General features: G+C 73.1%; 26 protein-coding genes and 1 pseudogene. 13 read left to right on the forward strand and 14 right to left on the reverse strand.

What is annotated here, in order from left to right; genetic code table 11:
• Window positions 1-60 precede the first annotated feature (60 nt).
• From J3R08_RS25210 to J3R08_RS25225, 4 genes are all read right to left on the reverse strand, one after another.
• On the reverse strand, window positions 61-729 hold the full coding sequence (locus J3R08_RS25210) for a TMEM175 family protein (RefSeq protein ID WP_084789688.1): 669 nt from the start codon (window positions 727-729) through the stop codon (window positions 61-63).
• 103 nt (window positions 730-832) lie between these two features.
• On the reverse strand, window positions 833-1,855 hold the full coding sequence (locus J3R08_RS25215) for an aspartate-semialdehyde dehydrogenase (protein WP_064447774.1): 1,023 nt from the start codon (window positions 1,853-1,855) through the stop codon (window positions 833-835).
• A gap of 97 nt (window positions 1,856-1,952) precedes the next feature.
• Window positions 1,953-3,296, reverse strand: coding sequence for a pitrilysin family protein (locus J3R08_RS25220; protein ID WP_069087278.1), 1,344 nt, complete (start codon window positions 3,294-3,296; stop codon window positions 1,953-1,955).
• Window positions 3,296-4,585 (reverse strand): pitrilysin family protein, encoded by a 1,290-nt coding sequence (locus J3R08_RS25225; RefSeq protein WP_043328830.1) that lies wholly within the window; start codon window positions 4,583-4,585, stop codon window positions 3,296-3,298. Before J3R08_RS25225 ends, J3R08_RS25220 begins: the two co-directional genes overlap by 1 nt.
• Before the next feature lie 85 nt (window positions 4,586-4,670).
• On the opposite strand from J3R08_RS25225, the gene J3R08_RS25230 reads away from it, so the two are divergent.
• Window positions 4,671-5,384: a phosphodiesterase gene (locus J3R08_RS25230; protein ID WP_209962996.1), complete on the forward strand. Its 714-nt coding sequence runs from the start codon at window positions 4,671-4,673 to the stop codon at window positions 5,382-5,384.
• Here J3R08_RS25230 and J3R08_RS25235 read toward each other — a convergent pair.
• Window positions 5,359-5,580, reverse strand: coding sequence for a hypothetical protein (locus tag J3R08_RS25235; RefSeq protein WP_013288141.1), 222 nt, complete (start codon window positions 5,578-5,580; stop codon window positions 5,359-5,361). The two genes, J3R08_RS25230 and J3R08_RS25235, sit on opposite strands and share 26 nt — an antisense overlap.
• A 255-nt stretch (window positions 5,581-5,835) precedes the next feature.
• Between J3R08_RS25235 and J3R08_RS25240 the strand changes: the two genes are divergently transcribed.
• From J3R08_RS25240 to J3R08_RS25250, 3 genes are read left to right on the forward strand one after another with little or no spacing between them, the layout of a single operon-like run.
• A complete protein-coding gene (locus J3R08_RS25240; RefSeq protein ID WP_043328826.1) occupies window positions 5,836-6,933 on the forward strand; it encodes a 3-deoxy-7-phosphoheptulonate synthase in 1,098 nt (365 codons plus the stop codon).
• A 40-nt stretch (window positions 6,934-6,973) separates the two neighbouring features.
• On the forward strand, window positions 6,974-7,207 hold the full coding sequence (locus J3R08_RS25245; RefSeq protein WP_018786980.1) for a hypothetical protein: 234 nt from the start codon (window positions 6,974-6,976) through the stop codon (window positions 7,205-7,207).
• 26 nt (window positions 7,208-7,233) lie between these two features.
• On the forward strand, window positions 7,234-7,443 hold the full coding sequence (locus tag J3R08_RS25250) for a hypothetical protein (protein WP_043328824.1): 210 nt from the start codon (window positions 7,234-7,236) through the stop codon (window positions 7,441-7,443).
• Window positions 7,444-7,504: 61 nt separating this feature from the next.
• On the opposite strand, the gene J3R08_RS25255 is transcribed toward J3R08_RS25250, so the two are convergent.
• Genes J3R08_RS25255 through J3R08_RS25265 form a run of 3 tightly spaced genes read right to left on the reverse strand, consistent with a single transcriptional unit; the run spans window position 7,505 to window position 8,688 of the window.
• Complete coding sequence (locus J3R08_RS25255) at window positions 7,505-8,044, reverse strand: DUF1360 domain-containing protein (RefSeq protein ID WP_030502249.1); 540 nt, start codon at window positions 8,042-8,044, stop codon at window positions 7,505-7,507.
• A 33-nt stretch (window positions 8,045-8,077) separates the two neighbouring features.
• Complete coding sequence (locus J3R08_RS25260) at window positions 8,078-8,395, reverse strand: hypothetical protein (RefSeq protein ID WP_064447778.1); 318 nt, start codon at window positions 8,393-8,395, stop codon at window positions 8,078-8,080.
• The gene (locus J3R08_RS25265) at window positions 8,395-8,688 is read right to left on the reverse strand and encodes a DUF6158 family protein (protein ID WP_030502251.1); all 294 of its coding nucleotides are present in this window, start codon (window positions 8,686-8,688) and stop codon (window positions 8,395-8,397) included. Before J3R08_RS25265 ends, J3R08_RS25260 begins: the two co-directional genes overlap by 1 nt.
• Before the next feature lie 125 nt (window positions 8,689-8,813).
• Here J3R08_RS25265 and J3R08_RS25270 point away from each other — a divergent pair, with 125 nt between their 5' ends.
• Entirely contained in the window at window positions 8,814-9,245 is a 432-nt protein-coding gene (locus J3R08_RS25270; protein WP_064447779.1) for a hypothetical protein, read from the forward strand.
• A gap of 25 nt (window positions 9,246-9,270) precedes the next feature.
• Window positions 9,271-9,600, forward strand: a complete 330-nt coding sequence (locus J3R08_RS25275; RefSeq protein WP_043328820.1) for a DUF3817 domain-containing protein — start codon at window positions 9,271-9,273, stop codon at window positions 9,598-9,600.
• A gap of 7 nt (window positions 9,601-9,607) precedes the next feature.
• On the opposite strand, the gene J3R08_RS25280 is transcribed toward J3R08_RS25275, so the two are convergent.
• Window positions 9,608-10,117 carry a DUF6232 family protein gene (locus J3R08_RS25280; RefSeq protein WP_043328818.1) on the reverse strand — a complete coding sequence of 170 codons (510 nt, stop codon included), beginning with the start codon at window positions 10,115-10,117 and terminating at the stop codon, window positions 9,608-9,610.
• A 406-nt stretch (window positions 10,118-10,523) separates the two neighbouring features.
• Here J3R08_RS25280 and J3R08_RS25285 point away from each other — a divergent pair, with 406 nt between their 5' ends.
• Window positions 10,524-11,489 carry a C40 family peptidase gene (locus J3R08_RS25285; RefSeq protein WP_043328816.1) on the forward strand — a complete coding sequence of 322 codons (966 nt, stop codon included), beginning with the start codon at window positions 10,524-10,526 and terminating at the stop codon, window positions 11,487-11,489.
• A 72-nt stretch (window positions 11,490-11,561) separates the two neighbouring features.
• On the opposite strand, the gene J3R08_RS25290 is transcribed toward J3R08_RS25285, so the two are convergent.
• The 3 genes from J3R08_RS25290 to J3R08_RS25300 form a co-directional block, all read right to left on the reverse strand.
• Window positions 11,562-12,551 (reverse strand): RNA polymerase sigma factor RpoD/SigA, encoded by a 990-nt coding sequence (locus J3R08_RS25290; protein ID WP_043330973.1) that lies wholly within the window; start codon window positions 12,549-12,551, stop codon window positions 11,562-11,564.
• 472 nt (window positions 12,552-13,023) lie between these two features.
• Window positions 13,024-13,971 carry an N-acetylmuramic acid 6-phosphate etherase gene (locus tag J3R08_RS25295; protein WP_051611378.1) on the reverse strand — a complete coding sequence of 316 codons (948 nt, stop codon included), beginning with the start codon at window positions 13,969-13,971 and terminating at the stop codon, window positions 13,024-13,026.
• Window positions 13,968-14,882: a MurR/RpiR family transcriptional regulator gene (locus J3R08_RS25300; RefSeq protein WP_051611377.1), complete on the reverse strand. Its 915-nt coding sequence runs from the start codon at window positions 14,880-14,882 to the stop codon at window positions 13,968-13,970. Before J3R08_RS25300 ends, J3R08_RS25295 begins: the two co-directional genes overlap by 4 nt.
• A gap of 268 nt (window positions 14,883-15,150) precedes the next feature.
• Here J3R08_RS25300 and J3R08_RS25305 point away from each other — a divergent pair, with 268 nt between their 5' ends.
• Window positions 15,151-15,828, forward strand: coding sequence for an SDR family NAD(P)-dependent oxidoreductase (locus tag J3R08_RS25305; RefSeq protein WP_209962998.1), 678 nt, complete (start codon window positions 15,151-15,153; stop codon window positions 15,826-15,828).
• Here J3R08_RS25305 and J3R08_RS25310 read toward each other — a convergent pair.
• Window positions 15,813-16,544, reverse strand: a complete 732-nt coding sequence (locus J3R08_RS25310; RefSeq protein WP_043328813.1) for a dTMP kinase — start codon at window positions 16,542-16,544, stop codon at window positions 15,813-15,815. The genes J3R08_RS25305 and J3R08_RS25310 overlap by 16 nt on opposite strands.
• Window positions 16,545-16,692: 148 nt before the next feature.
• Here J3R08_RS25310 and J3R08_RS25315 point away from each other — a divergent pair, with 148 nt between their 5' ends.
• The 5 genes and pseudogenes from J3R08_RS25315 (at window position 16,693) to J3R08_RS25335 (ending at window position 19,105) form a co-directional block, all read left to right on the forward strand.
• On the forward strand, window positions 16,693-17,274 hold the full coding sequence (locus tag J3R08_RS25315; RefSeq protein ID WP_043328811.1) for a nucleotidyltransferase: 582 nt from the start codon (window positions 16,693-16,695) through the stop codon (window positions 17,272-17,274).
• A gap of 56 nt (window positions 17,275-17,330) precedes the next feature.
• Window positions 17,331-17,540 (forward strand): hypothetical protein, encoded by a 210-nt coding sequence (locus tag J3R08_RS25320; protein WP_225319459.1) that lies wholly within the window; start codon window positions 17,331-17,333, stop codon window positions 17,538-17,540.
• A 10-nt stretch (window positions 17,541-17,550) separates the two neighbouring features.
• A pseudogene (locus J3R08_RS25325) lies at window positions 17,551-18,331 on the forward strand (metallophosphoesterase).
• The gene (locus tag J3R08_RS25330) at window positions 18,322-18,468 is read left to right on the forward strand and encodes a GPGG-motif small membrane protein (RefSeq protein ID WP_013288160.1); all 147 of its coding nucleotides are present in this window, start codon (window positions 18,322-18,324) and stop codon (window positions 18,466-18,468) included. Before J3R08_RS25325 ends, J3R08_RS25330 begins: the two are co-directional and overlap by 10 nt.
• A 139-nt stretch (window positions 18,469-18,607) precedes the next feature.
• Window positions 18,608-19,105, forward strand: a complete 498-nt coding sequence (locus J3R08_RS25335; RefSeq protein ID WP_043328806.1) for a TspO/MBR family protein — start codon at window positions 18,608-18,610, stop codon at window positions 19,103-19,105.
• Between the two features lie 43 nt (window positions 19,106-19,148).
• Here J3R08_RS25335 and J3R08_RS25340 read toward each other — a convergent pair whose 3' ends face one another.
• Window positions 19,149-19,925: a M23 family metallopeptidase gene (locus tag J3R08_RS25340; protein ID WP_043328805.1), complete on the reverse strand. Its 777-nt coding sequence runs from the start codon at window positions 19,923-19,925 to the stop codon at window positions 19,149-19,151.
• Window positions 19,926-19,963: the final 38 nt, after the last annotated feature.

The following is a 19,963-nucleotide window of genomic DNA, read 5'->3' on the forward strand; positions in this document are numbered from 1 at the left end:
TCCCCTCTCGGTGTCGGCACGGCGGTCTACCCGCCGCCCGAGGCGGGGTAACGCGGGGCGTCACCGCCGGTGGCGCAGGCGCCGGCGCAGGTCGTAGAAGCCGTTGCTGGACAGCCCGTAGAAGATCGGCAGCAGCAGGAGCACCACGAGCGCCACCGGCACGCTCAGGAACACGGCCACCAGACCGGCGATCGCGTACGCGAGGACGCCGAGCAGCGCCCGGACGCGTTCGGCCTCGAAGAAACGGGCGGGGACGTGCGGCTCCAGCAGTTCCGGGTGCCGGCTCAGGTAGTGGTAGAGCCACAGCCACGTGATCGACAGGATCACGCCGACCAGCCCGTACGCGGACACCGCGACCCGCTCGTCGAAGACGTCGCCCTCCTCCACGGCGCGGGAGACGAGCGCGGTGACGAACGGCAGCAGCGCCACGCTGAACAGCACGCCGAGGTTGGCCCAGTGCAGTCCCCGGTCGGCGCAGCGGACCCGGTGGAACGTCCCCTTGTGGTTCAGCCAGTTGACCGCCACGTACAGGTAGGACGTGACGTAGGCGAGGTAGACCGGCCACTGGTCGAGCAGCGCGCGCAGCATTCCGCCCGGCGCCGTCTCGGGCACCCGCAGGTCGAGGACCAGCAGCGTGATGACGATGGCGAAGACCGCGTCGCTGAACCCGATCGCCCGGCCCGTATCCGAACGCATCCCGGCGGCCTCGGTGTCCCCTTCGGCCGTCATCGGCACCTCCGCCCTGCCGGCGCGCGGGGCGGCCGGCGACCCGGCGGGCATACCCGCTGAGCGGATGTCCGTGCCGGGTGGCCCGGCACGGACGCCCGCAGGGTCAGCGCTCGGCGGCGACCAGTTCGGCGAGCTGCACGGCGTTCAGCGCCGCGCCCTTGCGCAGGTTATCGTTGGCGCAGAACAGCGCGAGCCCGTGCTCGACGGTCTCGTCGGCCCGGATCCGGCCGACGTACGTCGGGTCCTGGCCGGCCGCCTCCAGCGGCGTGGGCACGTCGCGCAACGCCACGCCGGGCGCGCCGTCGAGCAGCTCGCGGGCCCGGGCCGGGTCGATCGGGCGGGCGAACCGGGCGTTGATCTGCAACGAGTGGCCGGTGAAGACCGGGACGCGCACACACGTGCCGGAGACCTTCAGCCCGGGGATCTCCAGGATCTTGCGGCTCTCGTTGCGCAGCTTCTGCTCCTCGTCGGTCTCGAACGAGCCGTCGTCGACGATCGAGCCGGCGAGCGGGAGCACGTTGAAGGCGATCGGGCGGGCGAACGAGCGCGGCGCCGGGAACTCCACCGCACCGCCGTCGAAGGCCAGTCCGGCGGCGTCCCCGGCCACCTTGCGGACCTGCTCGTCCAGTTCCGCCACGCCGGCCAGGCCGGCGCCGGAGACCGCCTGGTAGGTGGCGACGACGAGGCTGACCAGCCCGGCCTCGTCGTGCAGCGGACGCAGCACCGGCATGGCGGCCATCGTGGTGCAGTTGGGGTTCGCCACGATGCCCTTCGGGCGGTCGGCGATCGCGTGCGGGTTGACCTCGGCGACCACCAGCGGCACCTGCGGGTCCATCCGGAACGCCGAGGAGTTGTCGATCACCACGGCGCCGGCCTCGGCGACCCGGGGAGCCAGCTCCTTCGCGGTGGCCTTGCCCGCCGAGAAGAGCACGATGTCCAGGCCGCGGTAGTCCGCGGTGGCCGCGTCCTCGACGGTGACCTCGCCGTCGCGCCAGGGCAGCGTGCGCCCGGCCGACCGGGCCGAGGCGAACAGGCGCACCTGCTCCGCCGGGAACTCGCGCTCCGCCAGCACCTGCCGCATGACGCCACCGACCTGACCGGTGGCTCCCACAATGCCGATCCTCATGCCCGCGAGGCTACCCAGCCGGGCGGTGCGGGTGGGAAACGTTTCCCACCGCGCGGATGCGGGGCGACGGGAATCACAGGCCCGCCGCCCCGTCCGGTCACGTGTGGTCGAGCACCTCGCCGAGACCGCTGGCGACCAGCTCGTCCCGGATGACCGCCGCGTCCCCCTCGATCACCATGGTCAGCGACTCAGGGTGCAGGTAGGTCGCCGCGGCGGCGGAAACGTCCTCGACGGTCGCCGCGAGCAGTTGCTCCCGCAGCCGCGCGTGGTAGTCGTCCGGCAGGTCGTGCACGACCAGCGTGGTCAGGGCCGCGGCGATCGCGCGCGGGCTCTGCAGCTCGACCGAGAGCTGGCCGGCCCGCCAGGAGCGCGCCACCTCCAGCTCGTCCTCGGTGACCCCGGTCAGCTGGGTACGCGAGATCTCGCCCACCGACTCGACGAGCGCCGGGGCGGTCACCGCGGTCTGCACGCCGGAGCTGACCGCGAACCGCCCGAACCGCCGGGACGAGGCGAAGTCGCCCCGGATCCCGTACGTGTAGCCGCGTACCTCGCGGATCAGGTGGTTGAGCCGGGACGTGAACGCGCCGCCGAGCACGGTGCCGGCGAGCGTCATCGGCACGTGGTCCGGGTGGGCGCGGTGCGGGGACGGGTGGCCCAGCCGCAGCGTGGACTGCACCGAGCCGGGCCGGTCCACCAGAATGATCCGGCGCTGCCCGGTCAGCGGCACGTCGATCGGGCCGCCGCGTTCCACCGGGCCGCCGCCGGCGCCGGCGAACGCCGTCGCGGCGAGCGCGTCCAGGTCGATCCGCTCCAGGTCACCGGCGACGATCAGGGTGCCGGGGCGGATGAACCACTCGGAGTGGAAGACGGTGACGTCGTCCACCTCCAGCGCGGCCACGCTGTCCGGGTCGCCGTAGAGCGGGCGGCCCCACCGGTGCTGCGCGCCGAACAGCTCGGCCCGCAGCACCGCGTCGGCGCGCGGGCCCGGGTTGGCCCAGTCCATCCGCAGCGCCGTCGCCTCGTCGTCGCGGACCCGGCGCACGTCGGCCGGGTCGAGCCGGGGCGTACGGACCGCCTCGGCGAGCAGCTCCACGGCGGCGGTCAGCCGGTCCACCGGCACCTGCACGCTCACCTGGAACGAGTCCCAGTCCAGCCCGGTCGACAGCTCGGTGCCGAGCGCCTCGATGGCCAGCGCGTACGCGGTGGCGTCCCGCTGCGCGGTGCCCTCCTCCAGCGCCTTGGCCAGCACCGCGCCGAGCCCTTCCTTGCCGACCGGCTCCCGGCCCGCGCCGCCGTCGAGAAGCAGCAACGCGACGGCGAGGTTCTGCCCGGGCAGGTGCGCGGCGACCACCTGGCCGCCGGCCGCTGTCCGCCGGACCACCTGCGGGAACCGGTAGGCGCGGGCGGCGCCGGGGCCGGGACGGGTGGCGATCAGCGACATCACTTCTCCTCGGGCAGGTAGGTCAGGATCACCCGGTCGGCGGCGCCGAGCAGCTCGGCGGCCTGCTCGGCGATCTGCTCGGCGGTCACCGCGAGCCAGGCCGGCAGCCGGTCGGCCGCGCGGGCCGGGTCGCCGAACTGGGTGGCGTACCGGCCGAGCGTGTCCGCCCGCCCGTCGACAGTGGACATCTGCCGCCACCACATGGTGCTCAGCAGCGCCTTGGCGCGGTCCAGCTCGGCGGCGGTCACCGGCACCGTGGCCAGCTCGTCGACCACCTCGGCCAGCCCGTCGCGCAGCCGCTCGGCGCTCACCCCGGGGCGGGCCGTGGCGGTGGCGATCAGCGGGGCGGGCGCGTGTGCCAGGTCCACCCCGTACGCGCCGACCAGGTCCGGCTGGGCGATCCGCTCGCCGTCGGCCAGGCGCTGGTAGAGGCGGCTGCCCCGGCCGCTGCCGAGCACGGTGGCCAGCACCGTGGTCACGTCGTACCCCGGGGTGCCGAACGGGTGGGTGCGGTGCGCGACGTAGACGCGGGGGGCGGGCACGTCGGCGGTGACCGTCTCCACCGCCGGGCGGCCGGTGGCCGGCACGGTACGGCCGTCCGGCGCGGCCGGGATGTCGGCGCGCGCGGCGAGCCCGCCGAAGTACTTGTCGGCGAGCCCGAACACCTCGGCGGCGGTGGTGTCGCCGACCACGGTGAGGACGGCGTTGTTCGGCGCGTAGTAGGTGCTGTGGAACTCCTGGAAGGTGGCCAGGTCGGCGGCGTTCAGGTCGGCCATCGACCCGATCGTCGCGTGGTGGTACGGGTGCCCCGGCGGGTAGAGCAGCGGCAGCAGGCGCAGCCAGGCGTCGCCGTACGGCACGTTCTCGTAGCGCTGCCGCCGTTCGTTCTTCACCACGTCGCGCTGGTTGTCCAGCGTCTCCTGGGTCAGCGCCGGCACCAGCCCGCCCATCCGGTCGGCCTCCAGCCAGAGCGCCAGCTCCAGGTGCTCGGCCGGGACCGTCTCGAAGTAGTTGGTGCGGTCCGGGTTGGTGGTCGCGTTGAGCGAGCCGCCCGCGCCCTGGATCAGCTTCATGTGCTCGGTCTTCGCCACGTTCACCGAACCCTCGAACATGAGGTGCTCGAAGAGGTGCGCGAAGCCGGTCTGTCCGGCCGGCTCGTGGCGGGAGCCCACGTCGTACCAGAGGTTGACCGCCACGGCCGGGGCGGTCCGGTCCTCGCTCACCACCACACGCAGGCCGTTGTCCAGTCGGGTCGTCTCGATCGGCCAGGGGAAACCGCTGTCGGGCATGAGACGACGCTATCCGATCCCGGAGGCGGAAAGGTGACACGCGCGCCGGAGCATCGTCGGTGCGCGCCGGGGTACCCGTGCGGGCATGGCCGCCACCTCACCGTCCGTCGTCGAGCGCGCCGCCGCCGCGCTGGCCCGGCTCCGGCACGCCCGCCTGCTGCACCCCGCGGGGCGCACGTTCGGCGGCGAGGTCCGGATCTGGGGTACGCCGGGACCGCCGACCGGGGTGCCGCTGCTCGACCTGCCGGGCCGGTGGCCGGCCACGATCCGCCTCTCCAAGGGCGTGCCGACGCCGCGCGCCTGGCCGGACGTGCTGGGCGTGGCGGTACGGCTGCGCCGCGACCCGGAGCCGCCGGTGGACCTGCTGTTCAGTTCCAGCGGCGCCGCGCCGGTGCTGCGGAACCTGCCGCTGCCCCGGCGGCGCTTCACCGGGACGTACACGTCGATCATGCCGTTCCGGGCCGGCGGGCGACGGCTGTTCCTGGCCGTGCTGGCCGACCCGGAGTCACCCGACCTGGGTCGCGGCCTGGCCGAGGCGGGCGCGGCGGTGGCCGCCGACGAGCCCCGGCTGGTGCTGGCGGTGGCCTCGGCGGCAGGCCGGTGGCGGCCGTTCGGCGAGGTACGCCTCGACGGCGAGCGCGGCGCCGCCGAGGACGCCGCGCTCGCCTTCGATCCGATCGGCAACGTGCCGCCGGGGTTGCGCCTGGCCGGCCCGCTGGCCCGGTTGCGGAACGACAGTTACCGGGGTTCCCGCCGGGCCCGGGGCGCGACGCTCAGTCGGGCGGCTCGACGGGGGTGACTGTCTGCTCGGACGTGCGGTGCTCCAGCACCGTGTCGGGGGCGGCGTTCTGGTCCGCCTCGCGGATGTCGGACTCGGTGAGGATCGCGTCGGCCTGCGCCTCGGCGTCGTCGCTGCCCGCCGCCGCCTCCTCCGGCAGCAGATGCGCCCGGGACTCGATCCGTTCCTGGTCACTGGGGTCATGGCTGGTGGTCATGGCGATCACATACCCCGTGTTCCGCACTTCGGAACGACAGCGGGCTTTCCGGCGCGCGTCGGGTACGCTGGCCGACGTGACGCGGTCGTATCGATGGTTTAGGCAGCCGGCTGGAGGAGCCGGTGACTCGACCATGAGCTGACGTCACTTACCTCTTCGAGCCGGCCGGGCAGGGATTCTTTTCCCTGCCCTTTCGTATGCGAGCAGCCGGCTCGATCCCCCGGACCCGGCACGGGGGCACGGTCGGCGGAAGGAATCCCCACCGTGACCACGTCCCAGGACGCCCATCGGGTCATCGACCAGCGCATCGACCGTGTGGTGCCGCTGACCACCCCGGCCCTGCTGCACCACCACCTGCCGCTCGAGACGCCGCTGGCCGAGGCCGTCGTGGCGGGCCGCCGTGCCGTCGGCCGGGTGCTGGACCGCGACGACGACCGGCTGCTCGTCGTCGTCGGCCCCTGCTCCGTGCACGACCCGGCCGCCGCCCTGGAGTACGCGGGCCGGCTGCGCGAGGCCGCCGCCCGGGTCGCCGACGACCTGCTCGTGGTGATGCGCGTCTACTTCGAGAAGCCGCGCTCGACGGTGGGCTGGAAGGGCCTGATCAACGACCCGGCGCTGGACGGGTCCGGCGACGTGAACACCGGTCTGCGTACCGCGCGGGCGCTCCTGCTCGACGTGCTGCGGCTGGGCCTGCCGGTGGGCTGCGAGTTCCTCGACCCGATCACCCCGCAGTACATCGCGGACACGGTGGCCTGGGGCGCGATCGGCGCGCGGACGGTGGAGAGCCAGGTGCACCGGCAGCTCGCCTCCGGGCTGTCCATGCCGATCGGCATGAAGAACCGCCCCGACGGCAGCATCGCCACCGCCGTGGACGCGATCCGGGCGGCCGGGGTGCCGCACGTCTTCCCCGGCATCGACGTCTCCGGCACCCCGGCGATCATGCACACCCGGGGCAACGCGGACGGGCACCTGGTGCTGCGCGGCGGGGGCGGCCGGCCGAACTACGACGCGGAGTCGGTGGCCGGGGCGCTGGAGCTGCTGCGCGCCGCGGGCCTGCCGGAGCGGGTGGTGGTCGACGCCAGCCACGCCAACAGCGGCAAGGACCACCGCAACCAGCCGCTGGTCGCCGCCGACGTGGCGGCCCAGCTCGCCGCCGGTCAGCGCGGGATCGTCGGCATCATGCTGGAGAGCTTCTTGGTGCCCGGCCGGCAGGACCTGGACCCGACCCGGGAGCTGGCGTACGGCCAGTCGGTCACCGACGCCTGCATCGGGTGGGACACCACTGCCGAGGTCCTGGAGCACCTGGCCCAGGCCGTCCGGGCCCGCCGGGCCACGCTGCCGGCGCCGGCCTGAGCGGGGTTGGGGCGAGTTTGACCGGTTCGGCGCCGGGTAGGTGGTCGGCGTGACCGATGACGCGCCCGTGACCGAGCAGCCCGACACCCGGCCGCTCGACGACCTGCTCGACGACATCTACCACGGCCAGGAGCGGATCACCCAGGCGGACATCTACCGCCGGGCGGTGGCCGCCGAACTCCCCGCGGAGCTGCTCACCCGGATCGCCGCGCTCCCCCAGGGCGAGTACGCGGCGGACGAGGCGGCCGATCTGCTGGGCGGCACGGTCGCCTGAGCCCCCGGAAGACGAGAGGACGCGACATGACCGACCGCAACCCCGAGCACGAGCACCTGGCGGCGCTCGGCCAGCCCCCGGAGGGCGTCGACACGCTGCCGGAGCCGGACTTCGCCAACGAGCACGAGCGCACCGCTGTGGACCGGGACATCGTCACCGGGGAGGACGAGGAGGAGCGGGAGCCGGAGGCGTCGCGCGGCTGGGCCGGCGAGGACCACGGCACCACCCCCACCTGACCGTGGGAGACGCGCGAAAAGGGGGCCGGCGTGCGCCGGCCCCCTTTCGTGTCCGCATCCCTCACGCCTCGTGGTGACCGCCCTCGGCCGCCTGCTGGGCGACCGCGTACCCCATCTGGAGGAAGTCGGAGGCGGCCACCGCGGTCAGCGCGGTGGCGACCAGCCGGGTCAGCCGGGGCGCCAGCACCAGGCCGCCGGTGAGCCCGGTGGCGACCCAGACCGCCAGGCAGAACGGGCAGCTGACCAGCTCGCCGAGCGCGTGCCGGGTGGGGCTGCCCTCGTCGCGGACCTGCTCCATCACCTCGCCGCTGCCGATCGGGTGGTCGTAGCGGGTGAACGGCGCCCGCAGCGGGCTGGTGATCGCGTCCTTGGACAGCAGCCGGCTGAGCTTGTGCGTGGCGATCGAGAGCAGCACCACGTCCGCCGGCGTGGGCCGCTCGGGCACCGGCCGTCCGGTCGCCCGGACCAGGCCGACGAGCGCGGCGGTCACGCCCGCGTACGTGCCCATCGCCTTCAGGTAGCCCTCCAGCGGCCGGTGCTCGTGCGGCGCGTACGCCTGGCGCAGGCGCGCCACCTTCTGCTTCAGGCCACTCCCGGTCAAGCCGGCCTCCTCGTGCTCGTCGTGCGCCCGGGCTCAGCCGGCGGTCAGGTTGTCGGCCACCTCGCGGTCGAGGTTGGCCAGGATCTCGTCGGCCAGGTCGTGGTCCGGGCCGGCCAGGTCGAGCCGGACCCGGGCGCCGCCCGCGTCGGCCGGTTCCACGTCGATCTCGGCGGACCAGTCCGCGGCGCTCCACCGGGCGCGCATGTCGTCGGCGTCGACGACCTCGACCCGGCAGGTGCCGGAGTTGCGCAGCCGCTCGGGCAGCCAGGCCGAGGAGCGGTCCGGATCAGTGGCGGTGTTGAACACCACCTCCGGGGGCGCGGACATGCCGCGCTCGGCGTGGCTGCCCATCAGGCGTCCCGCAGCCGGCTCGGGTCGACCTCCCGGCCGGGGTGCCGGGCCAGGTACTCCGTCTCCAGTTCGGCGGTGCGCCGCAGGTGGTTGGCGAGCGCCGAGTCGGTGGCGTGGCGCAGCGTGTCCAGCCGGGTGCGGTGCAGGCTCTGCATCTCCCGGACCAGGTCCTCGTCGCCCAGCTCCACCGGGTCCACCCCGAGCTGCTCGCCGTCGACGGTGCGGGCGTGATCGCCGTCCCACTCCGCGACCCGCTGTTCCGGGCTCGCGTCCCGGCGTACCGATTCGGTCATCGTCGCCCCCTCGTCTCGTTCGGGTTGGCACCTGTTCGGATGCCCAGCGGGCGTGCCACCAAACCACCGCCCGGACTACGACGCCGTGTCGGAGACGCCCGGGGAGTCCCGGTACTCTCGTGGGCATGGAACGGCTCTGGACACCGGCGTGGATCGTCCGCCACGTGGCCATGGTCGTGCTGGTGGCGGGTTGCCTCGGGATGGGCTGGTGGCAGGTCACCCGCGCCGCCGGGGGCAACGCGATCAGCTTCGGTTACGCGATCGAGTGGCCGGTGTTCGCCGGTTTCGTGATCTTCGTCTGGTGGCGGGAGGTCCGCCAGACGCTGCGGGCGACGCCGCCGGGCGACGCGCAGCCGACGGCCGATCCGGCGCCGTCGGCGGCCGCCGGCGCCGAGCCGGCCGTCACCACCCCGGCGGTACGCCGCCCGGTGCGCGTCGTGCGGACGCCGTCCGCCCCGGCCGACGGGGCGGACGACGCCGAGCTGGCCGCGTACAACCGCTATCTATCCTGGTTGAACGCCAATCCGGGCGCCCGGCCCGGCGACTATCCCGGCTGAGGCCGGTGCGGAAGGACGGACGACGGTGGGCGGAGCCCTTACCCGGTACCGCGTGATCGCCTGGATCGTGGGCGTGGCGCTCGTGGTGCTGGTCCTGATCGGCATGCCGCTGAAGTACGGCTTCGACAACCCGAGCGTGGTGGGCGTGGTCGGCGTGGCGCACGGCTGGCTGTACATGCTCTATCTGGCGCTCACGTTCGACCTGTCCCGCCGGGCGAACTGGCCGCTGAAGCGGATGCTGCTGGTGATGCTCGCCGGGACCGTGCCGTTCGTCTCGTTCTACGCCGAGCGGCGGGTGAGCCAGTGGGTGGCTGCCGAGCAGCAGCCGCGTACCCCGGAGCCGGTCGCGGGCTGAGCGCCGCTCACCGCGCCGGTCGCCACGGCTCGGCCGCCGGTGGGTCGGCCCAGCCGCCCATGCGCGCCGCCTCGCGGGCGCGGCGCAGCGCCCGGCTGACCTGACCGAACTGTCGTTCGTCGTCGCTGCTGAACAGCAGCACCTCGGTGCCCCGCACCCGGCCCCACAGCTCGTGCGCCGGGGGCCGCCAGCGGTCGCCGATCAGCACGAGCAGCAGCGGCACCAGCCCGACCGCGCCGAGCAGGAGGTACGCCTCGGCGGTGAGCCGGTGCAGGCCGCCGGTGAAGCCGAGCAGCAGCCCGACCGCGGCGATCATCGCGGCGGACACGGCGACGGCGCGGATCGCGAGCCGGTCGTGCGGGCCGCGATCGGTCCGCACCTGGGTGATCTCGGCCACCGGCCAGCTGTTGCGGCCGACGGTGAAGCGCTCGGCGGTGACGACGATGCCGGGGCGGGCGTAGAGCAGTTTGGGCGAGGTGGGTCGGGGCGGCTGGGTGGCGGAGCGTTCGGTCTGCACGGCGGCCTCCCGGGGACGCGGATCCCGTGCGGGAATCCCGGTTCCGGGCTTCATTGTGTTGCGGGCCCGCCACCTGACCTCGGGTTTTCGGCGATCGGCCGCCGGTTCTGCCCCGGGTGGCCCGCCGGAAAGAGGAAGCGATTTCAGTCTTTGTCATGACTTTGCGTGGCGGTGGCTGACGACATCCGCCCAGAACGACCAATCGGGCGAGCCACACCATGCTGCACCATCGTCACTTTCCGCCACTTTGCCAACTTTCGCCCCTGCTTGAACTCCCGACCACTCCGATCACGGGTTAGGTTGTGCAGGTCGGCCCGGTCGACAGCCATCCACCCGGATGGCCCCGGGCCGGTGTCGCCGGGTCGCGAACGCGCCCGGCGACCGGTGGGAGAGGAGCTTTCCGCTCTTGTCGTCCTTACGGATGCTGCTCCGCTCGCTCGCGGTGGCCGGCCTCTCGGCCGCGCTGCTCGCCCCGGCGCAGGTGGCCCGGGCCGAGCCCACACCCGCAGAGCTGACGAAGCAGATCGAGAAGTCCTCGACTGAGCTGGAGCGAATCGTCGAGTCCTACAACAAGCTCAACGAGGACATCAAGGCCAACAAGGCCACGGCGGCCACGTTGGAGGCCCGGATCGGGCCGCTGCAGGAACAGGCCGAGCGCAGCCGCGCCGAGGTGGGCGTGCTGGCGGCGACGGCGTACAAGACCGGCGGCATGCGTACCGCGGCGGCCCTGCTGGACCCGGGTGGCCAGGCCACGCTGCCGGAGCGGCTGGGCACACTGGACCAGCTCACCCGCCAGCGCCAGCGCACCCTCTCCAGCTTCACCGCCGACCAGCAGCGGCTGATCGACCAGAAGACCCGGCTGGACGCCACGCTCGCCCGGGAGGCGGCGCAGGCCAAGCAGCTCAAGTCCGCGAAGACGCGGATCGAGGGAGACCTGGCCGACCTCTACGAGATGCGGCGCAGGGCGTACGGGCGGGCCACCGAGGCGCCCGGCAACGCCGGCTCGGCGGGCAAGCCCCCGGCCGTCTCCGGCGACGCCGGCAAGGCCGTGCGGTACGCCTACGGCGCGGTCGGCAAGCCCTACGGCTATGCCCAGGACGGCCCGGGCAGCTACGACTGCTCCGGTCTGACGCTCGCCGCGTGGCGGGCCGCCGGAAAGTCGCTGCCGCACAGCGCGGCACGGCAGTGGAACGCCACCACGCGGATCAGCCGCAGCCAGCTGCAACCGGGGGACCTGGTGTTCTACTCCGGGCTCGGGCACGTGGCGCTCTACGTCGGCAACGGCCAGATCATCGACGCGCCCAGCGCCGGACGCAACGTCAGCAAACGCGGTATGAACATCATGTCGATCGCCGGCTACGGCCGGGTCTGATCGACGCGGACGGCGAACGGCCGGCGTCCCCCTGTCGGACGCCGGCCGTTCGTTGTCTCAATTACTACCAGGTCAGGCCGCCTGCAGCCCCTCCGCGCGAGCCAGCTCACGCAGCCGGCCGAGGGCCTGGATCTCCAGCTGGCGGATCCGCTCCCGGGAGAGCGAGAACCGCGACGCGACCTCGGTCAGCGAGTGCTCGCGACCGTCCTCCAGGCCGTACCGGGCCCGCATGATGCCGGCGGACCGGTCGTCGAGGTGGTTGAGCAGACCCTCGATCCGCTGCCGCTCCAGGCCGGTGAGCACGATCTCCTCGGGCGACGGCGCGTCGCTGTCGGCGACCAGGTCACCGAGGTTGGTGTCGCCGTCGTCGCCCACCGGGGTGTCCAGCGAGACGGTGTCCTGCGACCAGCGGACCAGCTCGTTGACCCGCTCGACGGTCACGCCGAGGGCGGTCGCGATCTGCTCCGGCTCCGGGTCGCTGCCCAGCTCACGGGTGAGCTGCCGGGCCACGTTGCGCATCCGGTTGACGTCCTCCACCAGGTGCACGGGCAGCCGTACGGTCCGCTCCTGCTGGGCGATCGCCCGGCTGATGGCCTGGCGGATCCACCAGGTCGCGTAGGTGGAGAACTTGAAACCCCGCTCGTAGTCGAACTTCTCGACCGCCCGGACCAGGCCGGTGTTGCCCTCCTGGATCAGGTCCAGCATGGGCATCCCGGAGCGCACGTAGCGCCGGGCGATGGACACGACCAGTCGCAGGTTCGCGCGGATGAACAGGTCCTTCGCGCGCTCACCCTCGACGACCAGCCGCTCCAGGTCCTCCCGGTCGACGCCCTCGGGGATCCGGTCTTCGTCGAGCAGGTGCTCGGCGTAGAGGCCCGCCTCGATCGCCTTGGAGAGGTCGACCTCCCGGGCGGCGTCGAGCAGCGGCGTCCGGGAGATCTCGTGCAGGTAGACGCCGACCAGGTCCCGCTCCTCGGCGACCTCGTCGGTACGCATGCCGATGTTCTTGTCCACGATTGCCACGGTCCCCTCGCTCGCGCCGGTTGCCCGGTTCCTTGCCATCCCCACGTTCATCAGCCCTCCCCGTAACCTCCGCTGTGCCCGTAGGTGCTGACACCTACACAACAGATGTGACGCTTCGGGGATTCCATGTCGTGAGTCGAAACTGTCACGAATGCCTGAGTACTAGCTGAGAGCCCGGTCCATGTTTCCTGTTACCGGCCCGGTTCGGACGGCTTCCGGACACGGCTTTTGGGGCCCGCCGGAGCTGCTGAATCGCTATTCGCCCATGGAATGGCACCATTGCCTGTTCCATGAACACAGCGAGCCGCGTCACCGGGTCGTTGCGATCCTGGTCACTGCGAGATACGCGCTCGTGGACCGGTCGGTTCAGCCACGCTCAGGATTACCCTCCGCCTCGTTGAACAATCCGTACGGGCGGGAACGTCCCCCTCCCGCACGTGATACGTGTCGCACCCGCCGGACGGATGCGCCGGGCGGGTGGATCGCCGGGAGAAGGGGTGAGCGGGGGCGGTCAGGAGGCGAGCAGGGCGAGCGCGCCGCGTACCTGGTGGGCGGAGCGGGCCAGCGCGGCCCGGGCGGCCGGCACCTCCGCGCCGGAGACCAGCGCGACGAGCGCGGTCTTGAGGTCGCCGTCGGCCTCCCGCAGCGCGACCCGGCAGACCTCCTCGGCGCAACCGGTGGCCTCCACGAGGATCGAGATCATGCGACCGCGCAGTTTGGCGTTGGTGGCCACCATGTCGATCATCAGGTTCGAGTAGACACGGCCCAGACGCACCATGACGGCCGTGGAGAACGTGTTGAGCACCAGCTTCTGCGCGGTGCCGGCCTTCATCCGGGTCGACCCGGTGACCACCTCCGGCCCGGTGTCCACGCCGATGAAGACGTCCACCGACGCGGCGGCCGGGGCCTCCGGATTCGCGCAGAGCAGCACCGTAGCGGCCCCCCGCTCCCGGGACGCGGCGAGCGCCCCGAGGACGTACGGGGTGCGTCCGCTGGCCGCCAGGCCGACCACCAGGTCGCCCGGGCGCACGCACTCGGCGGCCTCGGCGGCGCCGCCGCGCTCGTCGTCCTCGGCGTCCTCGACCGCCCGCCACATGGCGTCCGGGCCACCGGCGAGGTGCGAGCAGAACCAGTGCCGGGGCGAGTTGAACGTGGGGGCCAGTTCGGCCGCGTCCAGCACGCCCAGGCGGCCGGAGGTGCCGGCGCCGAAGTAGTGCACGCGGTGTCCGTCGCGCAGCGCGGCCACCGCGAGGTCGACGGTCTCGGCGATCTCGTCCAGCACCGCGGCGACGGCGGCCGGCACCCGCCGGTCCGCCTCGTTGATCACGGTGAGCACGTCCCGGGTGGACATCAGGTCGAGGTCGAAGCTGTGCGGGTTGCGCCGCTCGGTCGGCGCGCCGACACGCACCACCGGCCGGATCGCCGCCACGCCGTCGCGCTCCGCCCGGCCCGCCGTCATCCCCGCCTCCGCCCGGGACCGACCCGGTGCGACTGGACCGCCTCGGCCGTGGCTTCGAGCGCCTTCTTGGTCCGGGCCCGGCTGCGCGCGGCCACCCCGACGAAGAGGCAGTCGACGACGGTGAGCTGGGCCAGCCGGCTGGCCGTCGCGCCGGAGCGGTAGGTCGTCTCCCGGGCGGCTGTGGTGAGCACGTGGTCGGCGACCTCGGTGATCGGCGAGCGCGGGAAGTTGGTGAGCGCCACGGTGGTGGCTCCCCGGGCCCGCGCCTGCTCCAGCACCTCGATGACGTCGGACGTGGTGCCGGTGTGCGAGATGCCGACCGCGACGTCGCCGCGCCCGAGCAGGGCGGCGGAGGTGAGCGCGGTGTGCACGTCCGGGAAGTAGAACGCGATGCGGCCGATGCGGTGCAGCTTCTGCTGGAAGTCGGAGGCGACGAAGCCGCTGGCGCCCGCGCCGTAGACGTCGATCCGGCCGGCCGCGCCGATCGCCTCGACCACCTGTTCGCAGACGGCCGGGTCGAGCTGCTCGGCGGTCTCCTCGACGGCTCGGGCGTCGTTGAAGGCGATGGTGGCGATGATCTGGGCCAGGTCCGCGCCCGGCGGGATGTCGCCACCGACCACCCGCGCGTCCGGCGGCTCGACCCGGCGGGCGGCCTCGGCGGCGAGGCGGATGCGCAACTGGGGGTAGCCGTCCATGCCGACCGAGCGGCAGAAGCGGATCACTGTCGCCTCGGACGTCTCGGCGGCGGTGGCGAGGTCGGTGATCGTGCGCCGGGCCGCGTCCGCCGGATCGGCGACGACCAGCCGGGCCACCCGCTGTTCGGCCGGGGACAGCGAGGGCAGCAGGCCGCTGATGTGGACGATCAGTCCACCGGGCTCGTGACTCGCAGAAATCTTCGGACTCTTCGCCACGGATGAAACTTACTTTCAGAGCGCGTGAGCGTCAACCATGACACCGCGTATCGGGAAATTTACCGTCTTCCGTGCCCGCCCCCGGGCCAAGGATCCCATTGTCGCAGCCCCACCGCCTCAACCGGTCCGGTCGAGTCACTCCTGCCGCCCGACGTGCCGGTCCGCCGTCGCGCGGCAGGGCCTGCCTGGTCGGCCTCGGCCGGACGGTCCGGACGGCCCGTGCGGGTCACCGGTCGGTCGGCACGACGGTTGACTAGCGTGTGCGTCCATGACGGAACGCACGGTGCTGGTCACCGGAGGCACGGGTGGGCTGGGCGGCGCGGTCACCGCCGCCTTCCTCGACGCAGGCTGGCGGGTGGTCGTACCCCAGCGGGAGGCCGGGACGGACGACGGCCCGGTCCGGGTCGTGGCCGACCTGCTGACCTCCGAGGGGGCCGCGCGGGCGGTCGAGGTCGCGACCGCCGAGCCGGCCGCGCCACTGCGCGCGGTGGTCAACCTGGTCGGCGGGTACGCCGCGGGCGGCCTGGTGCACGAGACCCCGGTCGAGGAGTTCGAGCGGATGCTGCGGCTCAACCTGCGCCCGACCTACCTGGTGACCCGGGCGGCACTGCCGCACCTCGTGGCGACCGGTGACGGCGCCGTGGTCTGCGTCTCCGCGCGGGCGGCGGTGTCGCCGTTCCCGGGCGCCTCGGGCTACGTCACCGCCAAGGCCGCGGTGCGGGCGTTCGCCGACGCGGTCGCGGTCGAGTACCGCCAGCGCGGGGTGCGGTGCAACACGGTGCTGCCGAGCGTCATCGACACCCCGGCCAACCGGGCCGCCCAGCCCGACGCCGACCACCGGCGCTGGGTGCCTCCGGCGGAGATCGCCGGCGTGATCCGGTTCCTGGCCTCCCCCGAGTCGGCGCCCACGAGCGGCGCCGGCATCCCGGTCTACGGCCGGGCCTGAACCGGCACCGGGCCGTCGCGGCCCGCCCCGCCGGCCGGACGTGGAGGGCCGCCCGGAGCCGGGCCGGGACCGGCGGACGGATCGTCGGGCAGCCACTCGCTCAGGTGCGCCCGGATCCGGCGGGCCACCTCCTCCGGCGGGCCGTTGCCGTCCACCACCACGAAGCCGCCGTACTCCGGCAGCCTCCGGTAGGCGGTGTCCGCGTCGGTCAGCCAGGCCATGCTCTCGTGGTCGGTGCCGCGCCGCTCGATCCGGCGGTACGCCTCGGCCGGGTCGACGGTGAGCAGGAACGTGACAGCGGGCGCCGGGAAGACCCGGTAGCCGGCCCGGACCAGCCGCTCCCACCGCTGCCCGCCGTGCGCCCGGATGCTCGCGTACTGGCAGTACGACCAGCGGTCCATCACCGCGGTACGGCCAGTGACCAGGCAGCTCAGCAGCGCGAGCGCGATGGCCAGCCAGCGCAGCGCCGACTCGACCACGAGCAGGCCGTCACGCCCGACGAGCCGCTGCGCATCCGGACGGCCGATCCGTTGGGCGACGCGGCCGAGCCAGCGGCGGCCACCGGCGTTGCGGTGGTACGTCGCGGGGTGGCCAGCGGCGGTGAGGGCCTGGGCGAGCCGGTGCGCCTGGGTGGTCTTGCCTGAGCCGTCGATGCCGATCAGGGCGACGGCACGCAGTCGGGCCCTGCCCCGCCGCGTCCGCAGTGAGCTGGCCACCCTCCCGAGGTTATCCGACCGACGCCCACACCGGCCTGTATGTCGCTTTCCTGCCCTGGCGGGCCGATCGCGCCGCAACAGGTGTGACCGGAGCGTCCGCCGGGTACGCAACGTGATCCCACCGCCCATGACGACGAGGGAGCCGCAGATGGCCGAGCGCGGGGACGAGACCCTGGTGCACACGCTGAAGAAGGTCGCCGCCGTGCTCAAACAGTCCGAGATCCCGTTCGCGCTGGGTGGCAGCTTCGCGGTGTACGCGCACGGCGGCCACTCCAGCGACCACGACGTGGACTTCCTGCTCCGCGAGGCGGACGTCGACCGGGCCCTGGAGGCGCTCGTCGAGGCCGGCTTCACCGCCGAGCGCCCGCCGGAGGACTGGCTGGTCAAGGTCTACGACGAGGACCGGATGGTGGACCTGATCCACCGGCCGGTGGAGACGCCGGTGACCGAGGAGACGTTCGCCGACACGATCGTGCGCCCGGTCGACGCCATCCACATGCCGGTGCTCTCGGCCAGCCAGCTCATGGTGCACAAGCTGCTGAGCTTCTCGCAGCACTACTGCGACTTCGCCCGCGCCCTGCCGCTGGCTCGCTCGCTGCGGGAACAGATCGACTGGGAACGGGTACGGAAGGAGACGCAGCACTCGCCGTACGCGGAGGCGTTCCTGGTGCTGCTCGACCGGCTGGACGTGCTGCCCGGCGGCGCGCCCGGCGGAAGGGAGACCCTGTGACCGGACTGTCCGGCGACGTTCCCCCCGACGAGTACGTCGAGGCGGAGATCCAGAGCATGCTGGCCGAGGACCCGACGGTGGCCGAGCAGGGCATCACCGTGGTGCGGCGGGAGAACGGGCTGGTGCTCTACGGCGAGGTGGAGAGCCCGCACCGGCGGGAGGAGATCCTGCGCCGGGTGGCCGAGCGCTTCCCGGACACCCACGTGACGAGCGACATCGGGGTGATCCGCACGCAGGCGCCCACCCAGGTCGAGGAGCTGCCGTGAGGGAGGTTCGATGGTGATCCGGATCGCCGCCGTCGGCGACGTGCATCTGGACGAGGACGTGGTGGGCCGGTTCCGTCCGGCGCTGGAGGAGCTGCCCGGCTCCGCCGACGCGCTGCTGCTCGCCGGTGACCTGACCCGGCACGGCACCGAGGCCGAGGCGCGCTGCGTGGCCCGGGAGTTCGGCGATCTCGGCGTACCGGTGATCACCGTGCTCGGCAACCACGACCACCAGTGCGACCAGGTGCCGCAGGTGGTGAAGGTGCTGGAGGACGCCGGGATCACGGTGCTGGAGGGCACCGGCGTCGTGGTGGACACGCCGGGCGGGCGGCTCGGGGTGGCCGGCGTCAAGGGGTTCGGCGGCGGGTTCGCCGGGCGCTGCGCCAGCGACTTCGGCGAGCCGGAGATGAAGGCGTTCGTACGGACCACCCGGGAGAGCGCCGACGCACTCGCCGACGCGCTGCTCTCGCTGGACTGCGACGCGCTCGTCGCGCTCACCCACTACTCCCCCGTGCCGGACACGCTCGCCGGCGAGCCGCTGGAGATCTACCCGTTCCTCGGCTGCTACCAGCTCGGGCAGGCGATCGACGCCGCGCCCACCGCGCTGGCGCTGCACGGGCACGCCCACCACGGCACCGAGCGCGGCACCACGCCGGGCGGGGTGCGGGTGCGCAACGTGGCGCACCCGGTGATCAAGCAGGCGTACAGCGTCTTCCACCTGGGCGGTGACCAGCTCGACTGACCGGGAGGTTTCCGGGATCGGGCGCACGGGTATTCAGCCGACATGGAGCTGATTCTCTGGATTCTCGCAGTCGTACTGGTGGTCGCCGGAATTCTCGCCCTGTTCCGCCGGCAGATCCTCTGGGGCATCGTCCTCATCGTCGTCGGCCTCCTGGTCGGCCCGGGTGGCGTCAGCATCTTCAACACGTAACAGCGGTTCTCGTACCCGCCGGGGTCGCCGGGCCCGGGTGTTCCGTCCTGCCGGACCGGAACACCCGGGCCGGGTGACTCCGGCTTTTCCGCGTCCGGGCCGGCGTTTGCCGGGCGGGTCGAGCGGAAACATCTCGACCATGGAGACGTCGCAGAGTGTCACCCGGCGCACCACCGGCGCCCGGAAGTGGTGGGCGCTGCTCGGCTTCGGCGCCGCCACCTTCGCCGCGGCCGCGATCGGCGGGCTGGGTGTGCAGGGCACCTCCGCCGAGTACCAGAGCCTGGAGCAACCCGCGTGGGCGCCGCCGTCGTGGCTGTTCGGCCCGGTCTGGACGGTCCTCTACGCGCTGATCGCGATCGCCGGCTGGCTGGTCTGGCGCCGGGCCGGGTTCGGCCCCGCGCTCTGGGCCTGGGTGGTGCAGCTCGTGCTGAACGCGATCTGGACCCCGCTGTTCTTCGGCGCCGGGGCGTACGGGCTGGCGTTCGCCGAGATCGTGCTGATGTGGCTGGCGATCGGCGTGACCGTGGTCCTGTTCCGGCGCGTCTCCCGGCCGGCCACGCTGCTGATGCTGCCGTACTGGGCGTGGGTGACGTTCGCGTCCGCGCTGAACTTCGCGGTGTGGCGGCTGAACTCCTGACCGGTACGGGCGCGAGGGCCGGTCGCCCCCGCGCCCGCCGGGCTCAGCAGCGGGGTACGCCGGGGATGTAGCCGTCGTAGCCGGTGTAGACGTAGGCGTCGGAGATGAACCGGCCGGAGCCGATCCGGTCCCAGATCGAGCTGGTGCCGTAGGTGCCGCTGACGCTGGTGCCGCTGGTCTGGCACTGGATGGTCACCTTCGCCCCGTCGGCGACCGTGCCGACCGAGCTGTAGCCGGTGCCGGGGCCGGAGCGGACCGTCAGCGGGGAGCCGGCCGTGTTCACGGTGCCCTGGCCGGTGTTCGTCCCGCCGCAGCCGTTGTCGCTGGTGTAGGTCTTGGTGCCCCAGTAGAGCGCCTGGACGCCGTTGAACTTGATCTTCACCGAGCTGCCGTCGATGCGCTGCTCGTAGTGCAGGTGCGGGCCGGTGGAGCCGCCGGTCGTGCCGACGTACCCGATCACCCGGCCGTAGCCGACGGTCTGCCCGACGGAGACGTTGAAGGCGCTCAGGTGGGCGTAGTAGGTGGTGTGGCCGCCGCCGTGGTTGATCCGGACGTACTTGCCGTAGCTGGTGTCGCCGAGGTTGGTGACCACGTCGACGGTGCCGGGCGCGCTGGCGACGACCGGGTCGCCGGCGTCGTCGGTGCGGTTGAAGTCGATGGCGTTCGCCGGGCTGTGGTTGGTCCGGGTCTGACCGGACCAGGACTGGTTGCAGGGGAACGGGACCTTGAACGTCGGCGCGGCCATCGCCGGCGCGGCCGGCACGAGGGTCGCCGCCAGGACCGTCGCGCTCGCCCCGAGGGCGAGCCATCGCTTACGCATCCACTGCCTCCAATGTTGAAAGTCTTCAATGTGATGCG

Origin of the sequence: Micromonospora sp. HB375 (assembly GCF_017872985.1) — a bacterium.
GTDB classification, from domain to species: Bacteria; Actinomycetota; Actinomycetes; order Mycobacteriales; family Micromonosporaceae; genus Micromonospora; species Micromonospora chalcea.

Bases quoted from the DNA above. Each gene is read 5' to 3' on its own strand.
- J3R08_RS25210 (WP_084789688.1), bottom strand. From the start codon at position 729: ATGACGGCCGAAGGGGACACCGAGGCCGCCGGGATGCGTTCGGATACG.
- J3R08_RS25215 (WP_064447774.1), bottom strand. From the start codon at position 1,855: ATGAGGATCGGCATTGTGGGAGCCACCGGTCAGGTCGGTGGCGTCATG.
- J3R08_RS25220 (WP_069087278.1), bottom strand. From the start codon at position 3,296: ATGTCGCTGATCGCCACCCGTCCCGGCCCCGGCGCCGCCCGCGCCTAC.
- J3R08_RS25225 (WP_043328830.1), bottom strand. From the start codon at position 4,585: ATGCCCGACAGCGGTTTCCCCTGGCCGATCGAGACGACCCGACTGGAC.
- J3R08_RS25230 (WP_209962996.1), top strand. From the start codon at position 4,671: ATGGCCGCCACCTCACCGTCCGTCGTCGAGCGCGCCGCCGCCGCGCTG.
- J3R08_RS25235 (WP_013288141.1), bottom strand. From the start codon at position 5,580: ATGACCACCAGCCATGACCCCAGTGACCAGGAACGGATCGAGTCCCGG.
- J3R08_RS25250 (WP_043328824.1), top strand. From the start codon at position 7,234: ATGACCGACCGCAACCCCGAGCACGAGCACCTGGCGGCGCTCGGCCAG.
- J3R08_RS25260 (WP_064447778.1), bottom strand. From the start codon at position 8,395: ATGGGCAGCCACGCCGAGCGCGGCATGTCCGCGCCCCCGGAGGTGGTG.
- J3R08_RS25265 (WP_030502251.1), bottom strand. From the start codon at position 8,688: ATGACCGAATCGGTACGCCGGGACGCGAGCCCGGAACAGCGGGTCGCG.
- J3R08_RS25270 (WP_064447779.1), top strand. From the start codon at position 8,814: ATGGAACGGCTCTGGACACCGGCGTGGATCGTCCGCCACGTGGCCATG.
- J3R08_RS25290 (WP_043330973.1), bottom strand. From the start codon at position 12,551: ATGGCAAGGAACCGGGCAACCGGCGCGAGCGAGGGGACCGTGGCAATC.
- J3R08_RS25295 (WP_051611378.1), bottom strand. From the start codon at position 13,971: ATGACGGCGGGCCGGGCGGAGCGCGACGGCGTGGCGGCGATCCGGCCG.
- J3R08_RS25305 (WP_209962998.1), top strand. From the start codon at position 15,151: ATGACGGAACGCACGGTGCTGGTCACCGGAGGCACGGGTGGGCTGGGC.
- J3R08_RS25315 (WP_043328811.1), top strand. From the start codon at position 16,693: ATGGCCGAGCGCGGGGACGAGACCCTGGTGCACACGCTGAAGAAGGTC.
- J3R08_RS25320 (WP_225319459.1), top strand. From the start codon at position 17,331: ATGCTGGCCGAGGACCCGACGGTGGCCGAGCAGGGCATCACCGTGGTG.
- J3R08_RS25330 (WP_013288160.1), top strand. From the start codon at position 18,322: ATGGAGCTGATTCTCTGGATTCTCGCAGTCGTACTGGTGGTCGCCGGA.
- J3R08_RS25335 (WP_043328806.1), top strand. From the start codon at position 18,608: ATGGAGACGTCGCAGAGTGTCACCCGGCGCACCACCGGCGCCCGGAAG.
- J3R08_RS25340 (WP_043328805.1), bottom strand. From the start codon at position 19,925: ATGCGTAAGCGATGGCTCGCCCTCGGGGCGAGCGCGACGGTCCTGGCG.